Source organism: Streptomyces griseoruber (assembly GCF_001514205.1).
In the GTDB taxonomy this organism is placed as follows: Bacteria; Actinomycetota; Actinomycetes; order Streptomycetales; family Streptomycetaceae; genus Streptomyces; species Streptomyces griseoruber.
In genome coordinates, this window is the sequence record NZ_KQ948775.1 from 296,374 (window position 1) to 310,581 (window position 14,208).

At 72.9% G+C, this 14,208-nt stretch carries 13 protein-coding genes; 5 read left to right on the plus strand and 8 right to left on the minus strand.

From position 1 onward, the window contains the following. Nucleotides 1-15: 15 nt before the first annotated feature. The 5 genes from cseC to AQJ64_RS30340 form a co-directional block, all read right to left on the minus strand. The gene (gene cseC, locus AQJ64_RS30320) at nt 16-1,350 is read right to left on the minus strand and encodes a two-component system sensor histidine kinase CseC (RefSeq protein WP_206189612.1); all 1,335 of its coding nucleotides are present in this window, start codon (nt 1,348-1,350) and stop codon (nt 16-18) included. Between the two features lie 22 nt (nt 1,351-1,372). Beyond that, nucleotides 1,373-2,071: a two-component system response regulator CseB gene (cseB, locus tag AQJ64_RS30325; protein ID WP_055631906.1), complete on the minus strand. Its 699-nt coding sequence runs from the start codon at nt 2,069-2,071 to the stop codon at nt 1,373-1,375. 203 nt (nt 2,072-2,274) lie between these two features. Continuing rightward, entirely contained in the window at nt 2,275-2,961 is a 687-nt protein-coding gene (locus AQJ64_RS30330) for a hypothetical protein (RefSeq protein ID WP_055631905.1), read from the minus strand. After that, a complete protein-coding gene (locus AQJ64_RS30335; RefSeq protein ID WP_055631904.1) occupies nt 2,946-3,488 on the minus strand; it encodes a SigE family RNA polymerase sigma factor in 543 nt (180 codons plus the stop codon). Before AQJ64_RS30335 ends, AQJ64_RS30330 begins: the two co-directional genes overlap by 16 nt. Nucleotides 3,489-3,788: 300 nt before the next feature. Beyond that, nucleotides 3,789-4,712 (minus strand): HhH-GPD family protein, encoded by a 924-nt coding sequence (locus AQJ64_RS30340; RefSeq protein ID WP_055631903.1) that lies wholly within the window; start codon nt 4,710-4,712, stop codon nt 3,789-3,791. 268 nt (nt 4,713-4,980) lie between these two features. On the opposite strand from AQJ64_RS30340, the gene AQJ64_RS49230 reads away from it, so the two are divergent. Next, a complete protein-coding gene (locus AQJ64_RS49230; protein ID WP_079062033.1) occupies nt 4,981-5,817 on the plus strand; it encodes a hypothetical protein in 837 nt (278 codons plus the stop codon). 228 nt (nt 5,818-6,045) lie between these two features. Here AQJ64_RS49230 and disA read toward each other — a convergent pair whose 3' ends face one another. Next, nucleotides 6,046-7,170 carry a DNA integrity scanning diadenylate cyclase DisA gene (gene disA, locus AQJ64_RS30350; protein WP_055631901.1) on the minus strand — a complete coding sequence of 375 codons (1,125 nt, stop codon included), beginning with the start codon at nt 7,168-7,170 and terminating at the stop codon, nt 6,046-6,048. A gap of 81 nt (nt 7,171-7,251) precedes the next feature. Then, the gene (radA, locus tag AQJ64_RS30355) at nt 7,252-8,661 is read right to left on the minus strand and encodes a DNA repair protein RadA (RefSeq protein ID WP_055631900.1); all 1,410 of its coding nucleotides are present in this window, start codon (nt 8,659-8,661) and stop codon (nt 7,252-7,254) included. Between the two features lie 237 nt (nt 8,662-8,898). Between radA and AQJ64_RS30360 the strand changes: the two genes are divergently transcribed. Then, nucleotides 8,899-10,704, plus strand: coding sequence for a hypothetical protein (locus tag AQJ64_RS30360; protein WP_059203163.1), 1,806 nt, complete (start codon nt 8,899-8,901; stop codon nt 10,702-10,704). A 6-nt stretch (nt 10,705-10,710) separates the two neighbouring features. Here AQJ64_RS30360 and AQJ64_RS30365 read toward each other — a convergent pair whose 3' ends face one another. Further along, nucleotides 10,711-11,535 carry a DUF3109 family protein gene (locus tag AQJ64_RS30365; RefSeq protein ID WP_055632180.1) on the minus strand — a complete coding sequence of 275 codons (825 nt, stop codon included), beginning with the start codon at nt 11,533-11,535 and terminating at the stop codon, nt 10,711-10,713. Nucleotides 11,536-11,606: 71 nt separating this feature from the next. Here AQJ64_RS30365 and AQJ64_RS30370 point away from each other — a divergent pair, with 71 nt between their 5' ends. The 3 genes from AQJ64_RS30370 to AQJ64_RS30380 all read left to right on the plus strand — a co-directional run bounded on the left by AQJ64_RS30370 (nt 11,607) and on the right by AQJ64_RS30380 (nt 14,150). Next, nucleotides 11,607-12,539: a Ppx/GppA family phosphatase gene (locus AQJ64_RS30370; protein ID WP_055632179.1), complete on the plus strand. Its 933-nt coding sequence runs from the start codon at nt 11,607-11,609 to the stop codon at nt 12,537-12,539. Nucleotides 12,540-12,663: 124 nt separating this feature from the next. After that, nucleotides 12,664-13,488 carry a sugar phosphate isomerase/epimerase family protein gene (locus tag AQJ64_RS30375; RefSeq protein WP_055632178.1) on the plus strand — a complete coding sequence of 275 codons (825 nt, stop codon included), beginning with the start codon at nt 12,664-12,666 and terminating at the stop codon, nt 13,486-13,488. Beyond that, nucleotides 13,485-14,150, plus strand: coding sequence for a TetR/AcrR family transcriptional regulator (locus AQJ64_RS30380; protein ID WP_055632177.1), 666 nt, complete (start codon nt 13,485-13,487; stop codon nt 14,148-14,150). Before AQJ64_RS30375 ends, AQJ64_RS30380 begins: the two co-directional genes overlap by 4 nt. Nucleotides 14,151-14,208: the final 58 nt, after the last annotated feature.

Genomic DNA, 14,208 nt, shown 5'->3' on the forward strand with positions numbered 1-14,208 from the left:
CACCGCCTCGGTCCGCTACGGCATCATCGGGTAGCTTCCCGTGTTCGTCGGCGCGTGCTCGGGCAGCCACAGGACCGCCACCGCGCCCTCGGCGGGTATGTGGTCCGGTGCTCCGGCCGGGCGGACATTGCGGAAGGTGAGCCGGGCGCCGAGGACCCGGGCCTGGCCCGCCGCGATGGTCAGGCCGAGACCGTGGCCGTGGCCCGCCCGGTCGGCGCTGCCAGTGCGGAACCGGCTCGGGCCCTCGGCCAGCAGGTCCTCGGGGAACCCGGGGCCGTGGTCGCGGACCCGGATCACCCGGCCCTCGACGGTGACCTGGATCGGCGGCTTGCCATGCCGGGCGGCGTTGGCGAGGAGGTTGAACAGGACCCGCTCCAGACGGCGGGGGTCGGTCGTGACCATCGACTCATGGACGATCCGCACCTCGACCTCCGGGTCCTTGGCCGCCACCCGCCGCGCGACGAACTCGCCCAGCAGGAGGTCCTGCAACTCCGCCCGCTCCGAGGCGCTGTCCAGGCGGGCCACCTCCAGGACGTCCTCCACGAGCGTGCGCATGGCCTTCGCCCGGTCCAGGACCAGCTCGGTGGGCCGGCCGGGCGGCAGCAGCTCGGCCGCGGTCAGCAGACCGGTGACCGGGGTGCGCAGCTCGTGCGCGATGTCGGCGGTGACCCGCCGCTCGGCCTCCAGCCGCTGCTGGAGCGCGTCGGCCATGGCGTCCACCGCGCTCGCCAGGTCGTCGGTCTCGTCCCGTACGACCCCGCCGATCGCGTCCCGCACCCGGACGTCGGACTCGCCCTTGGCGACCTGGTTCGCCGCGGCCGCCGCCTTGCGCAGCCGACGCGAGAGCTGCCCGCCGATGAGCACCCCGAGCGCGCTGCCGCCGAACACGACCGCGATCGAGCCGATCACCAGAGCCTGGTCGAGGTCGTTGAGGATGTCGGTGCTCCGGTCGGTGAAACCGGTGTGCAGGGACATCACCCGCCCGTCCTTCAGCGGCACGGCCGCCCAGATGTCCGGCGTGCCCCCCGCACGGTCGGACACATACGTCACCCGGCGGCCCTGGGCGACCTTCTCCCGCACCTCCGACGGCAGCCGGGAGTCGTCGATCTTGATCTGGGGGAAGTTCGGCCGCCCGGTCATCTCGAAGTTGCGCTGCGCGATCTGGATGCGCTCGTCCGCGAGGTCGCGCGCGTTGTCCAGCATCGACACCCGGGCCGCGTTGTGCACGACGAGGCTGAGCGCGATCGCCACCAGCGCCCCGACCAGCGCGATCGCCGCGCTCAGCTTCCACCGCAGACCCGTACGGATGCCCGCGCCCTGTGCGCGGTCCGGAACCAGGTGCCGGATCATCCCCCTCACACCCCCCGTCCGCTCATGCCTTCAACTTGTAGCCGAAGCCACGGACCGTCTCGATGCGGTCCTGGCCGATCTTCGTCCGCAGCCGCTGCACATGGACGTCCACGACGCGGGTGTCACCGCCCCAGCCGTAGTCCCAGACGCGCTCCAGGAGCTTGTCCCGCGACAGGACCGTGCCCGGCGCGGAGGAGAACTCCAGCAGCAGCCGCATCTCGGTGGGCGTCAGGGCCACCGGCCGGCCGGCCCTGCGGACCTCCATGCCCTCGGTGTCGACCTCCAGGTCGCCGAAGGTCAGCACACCGCCCGCGGGCGCGGCGTCCTCGGCCCGGTCCCCGCCGCCCGCGTGCCCGAAGCGGCGCAGCACCGCGCGGATCCGGGCGACCAGGACGGCGCCGTCGAACGGCTTGGTCACATAGTCGTCGGCGCCGGCCTCCAGGCCCAGGACGACGTCGATGGAGTCGGCGCGCGCCGACAGCATGATCACGGGCACGGTGGACTCGTCCCGGATGCGCCGGCAGAGGCTGACCCCGTCCAGGCCGGGCACCATGACGTCCAGCAGGGCGATGTCGGGGCGGTCGGCCCGGAACGCGTCCAGCCCGGACAGGCCGTCGGGCATCGCGGTGACCACGAAGCCGTCCCGCTCCAGGGCGAGCTGGGTGGCCTCGCGGATGACGTCGTCGTCCTCGACGAACAGGACGTGGGTCTGGTCTGCCATCCCGGTGCTCTCAGTCCTCGTGTTCGGTGGTGCGTCGGTGGTGCGTCGGTGGTGGGCGCCGCACATCTGTCCGGGTGCCCCTTGAGGGGACGCCGGAGGCTTCCGCAGCGTTCACTCCCGGTGCGCCCACTCATTGATCGGATCGGGCGGCCCGATCGGTTCACGGGTTCCGGAGATTTTTCCAGCCCGCCCGAAATCCAAGGTCAGCCGGTCCCGGGCACCGGCGTCGGGTCCCCGTCCACGATGCTGCTGTACTCGTTGTGGATGGTGAACTCCTTGACGAAGTGCTCCGCGCTGGTCCAGCGGTAGGTGATCACGTTCTCACCGGACGGGTTGGAGACGGAGTCGCCCTTCGCGTACACCTGCTTGGTCACCACCAGGTCGCCGCGGTCTATCTCCGCGTAGACCGGGGGCTCCTCGGTCCTGAAGACGTTCTCGTACCGGCCGTCCTTCTCCCGGTACACGTACGAGCCGACACCGACCGCGTCGCCGCAGGTCAGCACGTTCACCACGATGTCCGTGACGGGACCGCCGGTCAGGTCGCCGTAGGAGACGTCGACCGGGTACTCGTCGCCGACGCACGGCTTCAGCTCGCCCTTGACCTCCGCCGAGACCTCGGGGTCGGCCTTGACGAGCTGGACCGCGTCCACCCGGGAGGGGATGCGGGTGGGCGCGGCCGAGGGGGTCATCGTCGCGGCGCCGGCCACCGCGTCCGCGTGCGCGGGGCCCTCGTCACGGGTGCCGGTGCCGCCGGTGGCGCACGCGGACACGAAAAGGGCGAGGGCGGCGAGCACGGTCACCGCCGTGATCGCCGCCTGGAAGGTGCCTCGGGCCGCTGTGGGCCCTGCCTGGGCCGGTGTCGGCCCGGCCTCGGTCAGGCCGCCGCGCAACGCTCCCGCTCCTCACGCTCCAGCGCGCGTGCGTCCAGATCGCGGGCTTCCAGCTCCTCGCGGAGCCGGGCGAGCGCCCGGTGCAGCGTGCTCTTGACCGTTCCCGCGGACATGCCGAGGGCGGCGGCCGTCTCCTCCGTGGACATCTGCTCCCAGTGTCGCAGCACGACGACGCTTCGCTGCTTCGGAGCGAGCACCTTCATCGCGTCCATCAGCAGGGCGCGGTCCGCATGCTGTTCGGTGGAGTCGTCGATGCAGGCGTCCGGGAGCTGCTCGGTGGGGACTTCCTCCAGCTTGCGGGCCCGCCACCACTCCGTCCGGGTGTTGATCATGACCCGGCGCAGATAGGCGTCCGCGAGCCGCTTGTCCGCGATGCCCTCCCAGCGGCCGTACGTCCGGGCCAGCGCCGTCTGCAGCAGGTCCTGCGCGTCGACCGGGTCCGGGACCAGCCGGCGGGCGCTGCGCAGCAGTGCGTCCTGTCGGGTGCGGACGTACTCCTCGAACTCGAGCACCTCGCCCTGCGCCATGGTCAACCCCTCCGTCTACCCCGTTTGCGGCTCGCGGTGATCCGCCGGATCTCCGCGTGGTCTGTCGCCGTCGTGCCCTCGGTGGGCACGCAAACGAAGCTACGGAGCTGTTGTCACGGGGCTGTGCGGAGCAGCCTGCGGCTAGCGCGCGGCTGTCCGTCGGTTGTGTAACGGAACAGGGTTCTGGGTAACGTGGCGGGCCGAAGAGTGGGTTTATGTGCCGATTTATCCGGCCGCTGGATGTGACAGACGCCGGGTGAGGCCTGTGACGAAGCCCGTTGTCTGTGAAATGACCGTGCGTCAGGTGAGCGGCAGACGGTACAGACCGTCCGGCAGCGGCTCCACCAGTCCGTCCGCCACGAGCCCGTCCAGGGCCCGCGCGCGCTGCACCGGCTCGTGCCACACCCGGTCCAGCGCCGCCTGTGGCACGGGCGCGTGCGCCTCCCGCAGCACGGCGAGCAGCTTGCCGCGCACCTGCCGGTCCGTACCGGCGTACGTCTGTCCGCGGCGCGGCGGACCCTCGTGCTCCGGCTTGCCCGCGAGCCGCCACGCGCACTGCGCGGCGATCGGGCAGCGCACACAGGTCTCGTTCTTCGCCGTGCACACCAGCGCGCCCAGCTCCATGGACGCGGCGGCCCAGCGGGCGGCGGTCCGCTCGTCCTCGGGCAGCAGGGCGCGGGCCAGCTTGCGCTCGGCGGCCGTGGTGGCGTTCGGCGGGTACCGCACCCCGGTGACGGCCCGGGCGAAGACCCGGCGGACGTTGGTGTCCAGCACGGCGTGCCGCTGCCCGTACGCGAAGGAGGCGACCGCGGCGGCCGTGTACTCGCCGATGCCGGGCAGCGCGAGCAGCTGGCCGTGGTCCGCCGGTACGTCGCCCCCGTGCCGTTCCGTTATGGCCACCGCCGCTCCGTGCAGCCGCAGGGCGCGGCGCGGGTAGCCGAGCCGTCCCCACGCGCGTACGGCCTCGCCGGGGGCCTCCGCGGCCAGGTCGGCGGGGCGCGGCCAGCGGGCGAGCCACTGCTCGTAGACCGGCAGGACGCGGCTGACCGGCGTCTGCTGGAGCATGAACTCGCTGACCATCACACCCCACGCACCGGCCTCGGGGTGCCGCCAGGGCAGGTCGCGGGCGTTGTCCTCGAACCAGTCGATGACGGGGGAGTGCAGGTCCGCGCCGGCGGTGTCGTCGGCGGGGCTGCGGTGCGGGGGTTTCGTGGGCGCAGTCATGGCCCTTCCGATCCTGCCATGGGCGATGGGGCACGCGTGCGTATCGCCACTCGTCCGGGTGGCCGGCCGGGAGCGTGGCCCTGTGCCGCGCGCCCCGGTCGTGGCCAGAGGTGCGAGCGATGCCCCCGCAAAGCGCCGGGGGAGGGGGCTGTGCGCAGGGTGAAGTCGGGGGCAGGGATACGGAGTCCGGGATGATGATCCGGAAAAGTTGTACTCCGGGCGGCGGGTGGCGCCGGTTAACGCGGTGATCTCTCGTACAGTTTGCGCCGTGGGATCTCTGCGCAATCCGATCGGGCCGCTTCCCTCCTCCATCTACTGGCGCCGGAGGGTCGTACTGCTGTCTGTGATCGCCCTGTTGGCGCTGCTCGTCACCTGGATCGTCACCTCTGACGGGGGTGGCGGCGCCAACGACGCGAAGGGGTCCGGCGGAAAGAATCCCGCGTCCTCGATCACGCCGGGGCCGTCCGGTTCGGGGCCCGCGATCAGTCAGGCGCCGGGCGGGCGTGACGAGTCGAGCGAGGGCGCCACCGAGGGCTCGGACTCCGGCTCCGGGTCCGGCTCGGACACCGGTTCGGGCGGCGACGGCTCCGGGTCCACCGGCTCCGGGGCCGACGGCTCCGGCTCGGGCACGGGGGGCGGCGGCACGGACGACGGGGCCAACGGCAGCGGTTCGAGCACGACCCTCCCGGCCGGTACGACACTGCCCAACTGCACCGCCAGCGTGGTCAGGTTGACCCTGCGCAGTGTGCGGAACTCCTACTCTCCCGATGAGACGCCCACGTTCCAGCTCGTGGCGCAGAACTCCTCCGGCAGCGACTGCAAGGTCGACCTCGGGCCGAAGACGGCGGTGCTGACGATCACGCAGGCGGGCAGCGAGGACGACTACTGGTCGTCGGCCGACTGCCCGAAGGTGTCCGGGAGCGTGCTGTACCGGGTGCCGGCCGGCGGGAACTTCACCTACACGCTGAAGTGGGACCGCAAGCCGAGTGCCGCCGAGTGCGCGACGCCTGCGGCGGGGGCGGCCGGGGCGGGGACGTATCTGGTGGAGGCGAAGGCCCCGGGGTTCGCCACGGCACAGACGTCGTTCGTGCTCGCGGCCGACTAGTGCCGCGGCAGGCAACGTTCGCCCCGTCGCGACGCCCGGCACGCACTCTCGCCGCACCGGCCGAAAGCCCAAGTACGTCCAGTACGAGGACTTCCGGCCGGCACGCCGAGAGCACGCACCGGACGCCGCTCCTTGACGGGCAAACGTTGCCTGCCGCGGCACTAGGAACCGAGGAGGACGGGGCGCCGCCGCTCGGAACGGCCACCCTCCGACGGCCGGCGGTCGCCGTCAGACGTAGCGCTCCAGGATCGACGACTCCGCCAGCCTCGACAGGCCCTCGCGGACGCTGCGGGCCCGGGCCTCGCCCACGCCGTCGACCGTCTGGAGGTCGTCGACACTGGCGGCGAGGAGTTTCTGCAGGCCGCCGAAGTGCTCCACCAGGCGGTCGATGATGGCGCCGGGCAGCCGGGGGACCTTGGCGAGGAGGCGGAAACCGCGCGGGGAGACCGCCGAGTCGAGTGCCTCGGGGGAACCGGTGTAGCCCAACGCGCGGGCCACCGTGGACAGTTCGAGCAGCTCGGCGTGGGTGAGGGCGTCCAGCTCGGACAGCGCCTCGTCGACCGTACGGGAGCGCTTGGCGGTGGGCTCGGGCACGTAGTCCCGGACCACCAGCTCGCGCTCCGGCTCCACGCCCGCGATCAGCTCGTCGAGCTGGAGCGCCAGCAGACGGCCGTCGGTGCCCAGTTCGACCACGTACTCGGCGATCTCGGTGGCGATACGGCGCACCATCTCCAGGCGCTGGGCCACCGCGGAGACGTCCCGGACCGTCACCAGGTCCTCGATCTCCAGCGCCGACAGCGTGCCCGCGACCTCGTCCAGCCGGAGCTTGTAGCGCTCCAGGGTGGCGAGGGCCTGGTTGGCGCGGGACAGGATCGCGGCCGAGTCCTCCAGCACGCGGCGCTGGCCGTCGACGTACAGGGCGATGAGCCGCATCGACTGGGAGACCGAGACGACCGGGAAGCCGACCTGCTTGGAGACGCGGTCCGCCGTGCGGTGCCGGGTGCCCGTCTCCTCGGTGGGGATCGTGGGGTCCGGGACCAGCTGGACGCCGGCCCGCAGGATCTTGGACAGGTCGGAGGAGACCACGATGCCGCCGTCGAGCTTGCACAGCTCCCGCAGCCGGGTGGCGGTGAACTCGACGTCCAGGACGAACCCGCCCGTACACATCGTCTCGACGGTCTTGTCGGAGCCGAGCACGATGAGCCCGCCGGTGTTGCCGCGGAGCACCCGCTCGAGCCCGTCGCGCAGGGCCGTGCCCGGAGCCACCGCGCTCAGCGCGGCACGCATGAGGCTCTCGGCACGGGAACTCCCACCGGACTTTCCGGGAGCTGCCGCCCGGTCGTTGGCTGCCACTGCACTCCTCCGGTCGCAGGTTCTTCAGGCGCTCCCGTTCGCGTACTCGGTTCGTACGGACGGGCGAGACCAGGGCAAAGTCTACCGGCGGTCCTCCGCCTCCTGTGGGGCCTCTCGGCGACGGGACCTCGGCAGGACCCGCAGCGCGTCCCCCATGTCGGCGACTTCGAGCACCTTCATACCGGGCGGGATCCTGCCGGGATCGCCCGGTACGAGCGCGTGCGTGAAGCCCAGCCGGTGGGCCTCGGACAGTCTGCGCTGGACGCCCGTGACCCGTCTGACCTCGCCCGCGAGACCGACCTCGCCGATCGCGACCAGGTTCTTCGGCAGGGGGGTGTCGCTCGCGGCGGAGGCCAGTGCCAGGGCGATCGCCAGGTCCGCCGCCGGTTCGGAGAGCTTCACCCCGCCGACCGTCGCCGAGTAGATGTCCCGCTTGCCGAGCGCGCTGATCCGGCCGCGCTGCTCCAGCACCGCCAGCATCATCGAGACCCGGGAGGTCTCCAGGCCGGAGGTGGTGCGCCGGGGCGAGGGGATCTGGGAGTCCACGGTGAGCGCCTGCACCTCGGCGACCAGCGGGCGGCGGCCCTCCAGGGTGACGGTCAGGCAGGTACCGGGGACCGGTTCGTCACGTCTGGTCAGGAAAAGTCCACTGGGGTCGGCGAGGCCCGTGATGCCCTCGTCGTGCAGTTCGAAGCAGCCGACCTCGTCCGTCGCGCCGTAGCGGTTCTTCACGCCGCGCACCAGGCGCAGGCGCGCGTGCCGGTCGCCCTCGAAGTGCAGGACGACGTCCACCAGGTGCTCCAGGAGACGGGGGCCCGCGATCGCGCCGTCCTTCGTGACATGGCCCACCAGCAGCGTGGACATGCCGCGTTCCTTCGAGGCGCGGATCAGGGCGCCGGCGACCTCGCGCACCTGGGCCATGCCGCCCGGTGCCCCGTCGATCTCGGGGGAGGCGACCGTCTGTACCGAGTCGAGGATCAGCAGGGACGGCTTGACCGCGTCCAAGTGGCCGAGGACGGCGGCCAGATCGGTCTCGGCGGCCAGATAGAGGTGGTCGTCGATGGCGTTGATCCGGTCGGCGCGCAGCCGGACCTGGCTCGCGGACTCCTCACCCGTCACGTACAGGGTGCGGTGTTCGTCACTCGCCGACTTGGCCGCCACGTCCAGCAGCAGCGTCGACTTGCCGACGCCGGGCTCGCCCGCGAGCAGCACCACCGCGCCGGGCACCAGACCACCGCCGAGCACGCGGTCCAGCTCGGGCACGCCGGTCGTACGGGCGGCGGCCTGACGGCCGTCGACCTGGCCGATGGGCACGGCGGAGGTGGTGACACGTCCCGGTGCCGTCGTACGGACCGCGGGCGTGCCGTACTCCTCGATCGTGCCCCAGGCCTGGCACTCGGGGCAGCGGCCGAGCCACTTGGCCGTCTGCCAGCCGCACTCCGTGCAGCGGTAGGACGGGCGGTCCTTGGTGGTCTTGGTACGGGCAGCCATGGGGAAACCGTAACCGCCACCACCGACAGCCGGGCCGGCCTGTGGACAACCGGCCGTCCCCCGCGCCGGGACACCTGCGGAGAATCCGGACACCCCCTGTGATCCGGCCACCCCCCATCACGAACGAGCCACGGAACCCCCCCTTCCTGTCCCCTTATGAGGGATCGTTTCACCCGTACGGATTAAAAGGACTCAAGGGACAAGAAGAGCCCGTTCCGCGCCGCCTACGGTCCACGGGTGATGAGCAGCAGCCCCGAGATCTCGACCCGCACGACCGGCGCACACCGGGCGCACCGGGAGGCGCGCGACCGCGCCGCGGGGCGCACGCTCGCGCAGCGCCCGCCCGCACGCTACGAGCCGTATCTGGACGGACTGTTCACCTACTGCCTGTCGGCGCTGTGCGACCACGACGCGGCCACCGCCGCCCTCGGGGACGTCCTCGCTCTCGCCGAGCGGCGTGGGCAGCGCATCCCGGAGGCCGGGGAACGCAGAGCCTGGCTGTACGCACTGGCCCGCTGGGCGTGCCTGCGCAAGCTGGCCGAGGCCAGACAGAAGCGTCAGGGCACCCATGCGGCCGGGCGCACCGCAGTCCGTCACCCGTCCGGCGCGCACCCCGGCGCACCGGCCGGCGCGCACCCCGGCGCACCGGCCGGCGCACAGCCCGGTGCACCGTCCGGTGCCCCCGACGCGGACACTCCCGCCGCACCCGACGGGCTCCAGGAGGAGCGGCGCCGCGAACTCGCCCTGCTGGCCTGGCCGGAGGCGGCCGGCACCACCCCCGAGCAGCGCGAGGCGCTCGAACTCGCCGTACGCCACCACCTCGCCGCCCACGAGGTCGCCGCCGTCCTCGGCATGGACCACGCCGCCGCCCGTGAGCTGCTCGCCTCGGCCGCCTGCGAGGTCGAGCGCACCCGCGCGGCCCTCGCCGTGGTGGAGACCGGCGGCTGCCCCGGAGTGGCCCGCCTCACCGGCGAGCACCAGCTCGTCCTCAGCGCCGCCCTGCGCCGCGAGCTCGTCCGGCACGTCGACGACTGCCCCCGCTGCCGCCGGGCCGCCGAGCGCGCCGTCCCCGGCCGCTGGCCGGGCGCCGGGGTCACCCCCGCCGAACTGCCCGTCCTGGAAGCGCCCCGCCCGGCCCTGCGCCTCGCCATGGCGCACGTCACCCGCGCGCGGGGGGCCGCCGCGCCCCGGTTCGACCGGCGCGGCTTCCCGATGGACCCCAAGGACCGCGCCGCCCGTCGCGACCGTCTCCGCGCGCGTGCCGTCACGACCACCGTCGTCGCCACCGTCGTCGCGGCCCCGGTGCTCGCCCTGTGGGCGGCCTACCGGAGCACCCCCGCCGAGGACGCCGACGGCCGCTCGGCCAGTGCCGGCGAGGCGCACGGCCCCGGAAACCTGGACGGCGAGGGGGCGAGCGGCTACGAGAACGCGGGGAACGCCAGCACCAGGCCCGCCACCGGCTTCGGCAAGGGTCCCAAGCCGGACGTGTCCGTGGAGGTCGTCAGTGTCGCCGGGATCGGCGCGAACGACGCGAGACGACTGACCGTGAGCGCCGTCACCAGCGGCGACACCACGCTGATCACCCTCACCGCCGCCCGGGACGCCGACGGCCCGGTCCGCTGGTCCGCCTCCACCGGAGCCTCCTGGATCTACCTGAGCCGCGCCACCGGCACCCTGCACCCCAGTGAGTCGGTGACGATCAAGGCGTACGTCGACCCCCTGCGCGAACCGTCCGGACACTGGCACGCGCGCGTGGCGATCGCTCCGGCGGGCGCCGTGGTCACCATCGAGGGCTACGGCACCGCGTCCGGCCCCGCCCCCGGCACGGGCGAGGGCACCGGCCCGGGCACCCCGGCCGACCCGGCCCCGCCGACCTCCCGCCCGGACCCGGATCCTCCCGTTCCGCCCGCGCCGGACCCCACCCCGAGCGACCCCCCGCCCACCACCGACCCGCAGCCCACCCCCAGCGACTCCCCGACCGCCCCGGAGGGCTCGACCGCACCACCGGCCGACGGAGGCACCACGAGCCCCACCACCCCCTAGGGGGTGTCAGTCGACGGGATCCGCCGGATGCGGTGCCAGCAAGGGAAGCCGCGAGGCCAGACGCTCCTCGCACAGCTCGACGAGACGGTCGTAGCCGGCCTTGCCCATCAGCTCCGTCAGCTCCGCCCGGTACGACACGTACACCGGGTCGCCCGCACCGTGCGCCGAGGTCGCCGACGTGCACCACCAGTGCAGATCGTGGCCGCCGGGACCCCAGCCGCGGCGGTCGTACTCGCCGATCGACACCTGGAGCACGCGCGTGTCGTCCGGCCGGTCGATCCAGTCGTACGTCCGCCGCACCGGAAGCTGCCAGCAGACGTCCGGCTTGGTCTCCAGGGGCTCGCGGCCCTCCTTGAGCGCCAGGATGTGCAGCGAGCAGCCCGCGCCGCCGGCGAAGCCGGGACGGTTCTGGAAGATGCAGGAGCCCTGGTAGGGGCGTGTCTGACGGTCCCCGTCCTCGTCCTCCGCCACCCAGCCGTTCAGCAGCCCCTCGGCATGGTGCTGCCAGATGTCCGGAGTGAGCCGCGCCACATGCCCGGCGACCCGCTGCTCGTCGTCCTCGTCGGAGAAGTGGGCGCCCAGCGTGCAGCACCCGTCGTCCGCGCGGCCGGCCTGGATGCCCTGGCAGCCACTGCCGAAGACGCAGTTCCAGCGAGAGGTCAGCCATGTCAGATCACACCGGAAGACCTGCTCGTCGTCCGCCGGATCCGGGAACTCCACCCACGCGCGCGCGAAGTCGAGCCCCTTCTCGTCCGACGCTGCCGTCACCGGGTTCGCCCGCGAAGGGCCGCCGGTTGTTTTGTCGGTCTTCGCCTTTTTCGTCTTTGGCACCCGTCCAGGGTAAGTCGCCGAAGGCCGCTTCGGGGACGGCCCATGGCCTCACTGGCAGTAGCGTTCCCTACATGAGACTCGGTGTCCTCGACGTGGGATCGAACACGGTGCATCTGCTGGTGGTGGATGCACATCCCGGCGCGCGCCCGCTGCCCGCGCACTCGCACAAGGCCGAACTGCGCCTCGCCCAACTGCTCGACGAGGACGGCGCCATCGGCCCCGAAGGCGTCGACAAACTGATCACGGTCGTCCACGAGGCGCTCCAGGCCGCCGAGGACAAGGGTGTCGAGGACCTCCTGCCGTTCGCGACCTCCGCCGTGCGCGAGGCCACCAACGCCGACGACGTCCTCGCGCGCGTGCAGACCGAGACCGGCGTCGAGCTCCAGGTCCTCACCGGCTCCGAGGAGGCCCGGCTGACCTTCCTCGCCGCCCGCCGCTGGTTCGGCTGGTCGGCCGGCAAGCTGCTCGTCCTGGACATCGGCGGCGGCTCCCTGGAGATCGCCTACGGCATCGACGAGGAGCCCGACGCGGCCGCCTCCCTGCCGCTCGGCGCCGGCCGCCTCACCGCGGGCTGGCTGCCCGGCGACCCGCCCGCCCCCGAGGACATAAGGACCCTGCGCCGGCACGTGCGGGCACAGATCGCCCGGACGGTCGGCGAGTTCAGCCGCTTCGGCGCCCCCGACCACGTCGTCGCCACCTCCAAGACGTTCCGCCAGCTCGCCCGCATCGCCGGAGCCGCCCGCTCCACCGAGGGCCTCTACGTCCAGCGCGAACTCAAGCGCGAGTCCCTGGAGGCCTGGGTGCCCCGCCTGGCCGGCATGACCTACGCCCAGCGCGCGGAACTCCCCGGAGTCTCCGAGGGCCGGGCCAACCAGCTTCTGGCCGGCGCCCTGGTGGCCGAGGGCACGATGGACCTGTTCGGCGTCGAGACGGTGGAGATCTGCCCCTGGGCACTGCGGGAGGGAGTGATCCTCCGGCGCCTGGACCACATGGGTACCGCCTAGCAACGGTCAGGGCGCGGGGAACGGCGCGAGCGACCGCCTGCGGCCCGCACCCGCCCGTGGCGTACCCCACAACGGCGAACAGGCGCCCGGCACTCAGCCGACCGCACCCCGTAACCTGTCCCCCATGGCAGAGCCAGTCGTACGGATCCCGGACGCGAAGGTCGCCCTGTCGACGGCGTCCGTGTACCCGGAGCCGACGGCGACGGCCTTCGAGATCGCCGCGCGCCTCGGATACGACGGCGTCGAGGTCATGGTGTGGAACGACCCCGTCAGCCAGGACATCGAGGCGCTGCGCAGGCTCAGCGACTACCACGGCGTGCCGATCCTCGCCGTGCACGCCCCGTGTCTGCTCATCACCCAGCGGGTCTGGTCCACCGACCCCTGGGTGAAGCTCCAGCGGGCCCGCTCCGCCGCCGAGAAGCTCGGCGCGAGCACCGTCGTCGTGCACCCGCCCTTCCGCTGGCAGCGCCAGTACGCGCGGGACTTCGTCCAGGGCATCTGGCGGATGGCGCACGAGACGGACGTGCGCTTCGCCGTCGAGAACATGTACCCCTGGCGCTACCGCGACCGCGAGATGCTCGCCTACGCCCCCGACTGGGACGTCACCAAGGACGACTACCGGCACTTCACGATCGACCTCAGCCACGCCTCCACCGCCCGCACCGACGCGCTCCAGATGGTCGACCGCATGGGCGACCGCCTCGGCCACGTCCACCTCGCCGACGGCAACGGCTCGGCCAAGGACGAGCACCTGGTCCCCGGCCGCGGCGGACAGCCCTGCGCCGAGCTGCTGGAGCGGTTGGCGCTGAGCGGCTTCGACGGCCATGTCGTCATCGAGGTCAACACCCGGCGCGCCATGTCCGGTGCCGAACGGGAGGCCGACCTCGCGGAGGCCCTGGCGTTCACCCGGCTGCACCTGGCGTCGGCGGCGAAGGTGCCCCGGCCGTGAGCGAATCCGACGGGACCTCCCGGCGCCGCGGCCGACCCCCTCGTACGGCGGCGGCCGGCACCGGCGAGTCCGCCCGCAGACGCGGTCGCCCCCCTCGTACCGAAGCGGCCGACACCCGCGACCGCATCCTGGCCGCCGCGCGGGAGGAGTTCTCCGAGCGGGGGTACGAGAAGACGTCCGTGCGCGGGATCGCCAAGGCGGCCGGGGTGGACTCGGCGCTCGTCCACCACTACTTCGGCACCAAGGAGCAGATCTTCGAGGCGGCGATCGAGGTCGCCTTCGCACCCGCGTTCGAGGCGCCCACGGCGATCGCCGAAGGTCCGCTGGACGGCGTGGGGGAGCGGATGGCCCGGTTCGTCCTCGGCGTCTGGGAGAACCCCGCCACGCGCGCGCCCCTCCTCGCGATCGTGCGCTCGGCCGTCAGCAACGACACCGCGGCGGCCGTCTTCCGGCGGCTGGTCGTCTCCCAGGTGCTGCGCCGGGTCGCCGCCCAGGTCGACCTGCCGGACGCCGAACTGCGCGCCGAACTGGCGGCCGCGCAGCTCGTCGGGTGCGCGATGCTGCGGTACGTGATCAAGGTGGAGCCGCTCGCCTCGGCGGACGTCGAACTGATCATCGCGCGGGTCGCACCCGTCGTGCAGGGACACCTGACCGCGCCCTGACACCGAGATGCGCATCCCGCATTCCGGACACCTCGTCCCGCACCCTGGATGACCGGCG

Bases quoted from the DNA above. Each gene is read 5' to 3' on its own strand.
- cseC (WP_206189612.1), bottom strand. From the start codon at position 1,350: ATGATCCGGCACCTGGTTCCGGACCGCGCACAGGGCGCGGGCATCCGT.
- cseB (WP_055631906.1), bottom strand. From the start codon at position 2,071: ATGGCAGACCAGACCCACGTCCTGTTCGTCGAGGACGACGACGTCATC.
- AQJ64_RS30335 (WP_055631904.1), bottom strand. From the start codon at position 3,488: ATGGCGCAGGGCGAGGTGCTCGAGTTCGAGGAGTACGTCCGCACCCGA.
- AQJ64_RS30340 (WP_055631903.1), bottom strand. From the start codon at position 4,712: ATGACTGCGCCCACGAAACCCCCGCACCGCAGCCCCGCCGACGACACC.
- radA (WP_055631900.1), bottom strand. From the start codon at position 8,661: ATGGCTGCCCGTACCAAGACCACCAAGGACCGCCCGTCCTACCGCTGC.
- AQJ64_RS30370 (WP_055632179.1), top strand. From the start codon at position 11,607: ATGAGACTCGGTGTCCTCGACGTGGGATCGAACACGGTGCATCTGCTG.
- AQJ64_RS30375 (WP_055632178.1), top strand. From the start codon at position 12,664: ATGGCAGAGCCAGTCGTACGGATCCCGGACGCGAAGGTCGCCCTGTCG.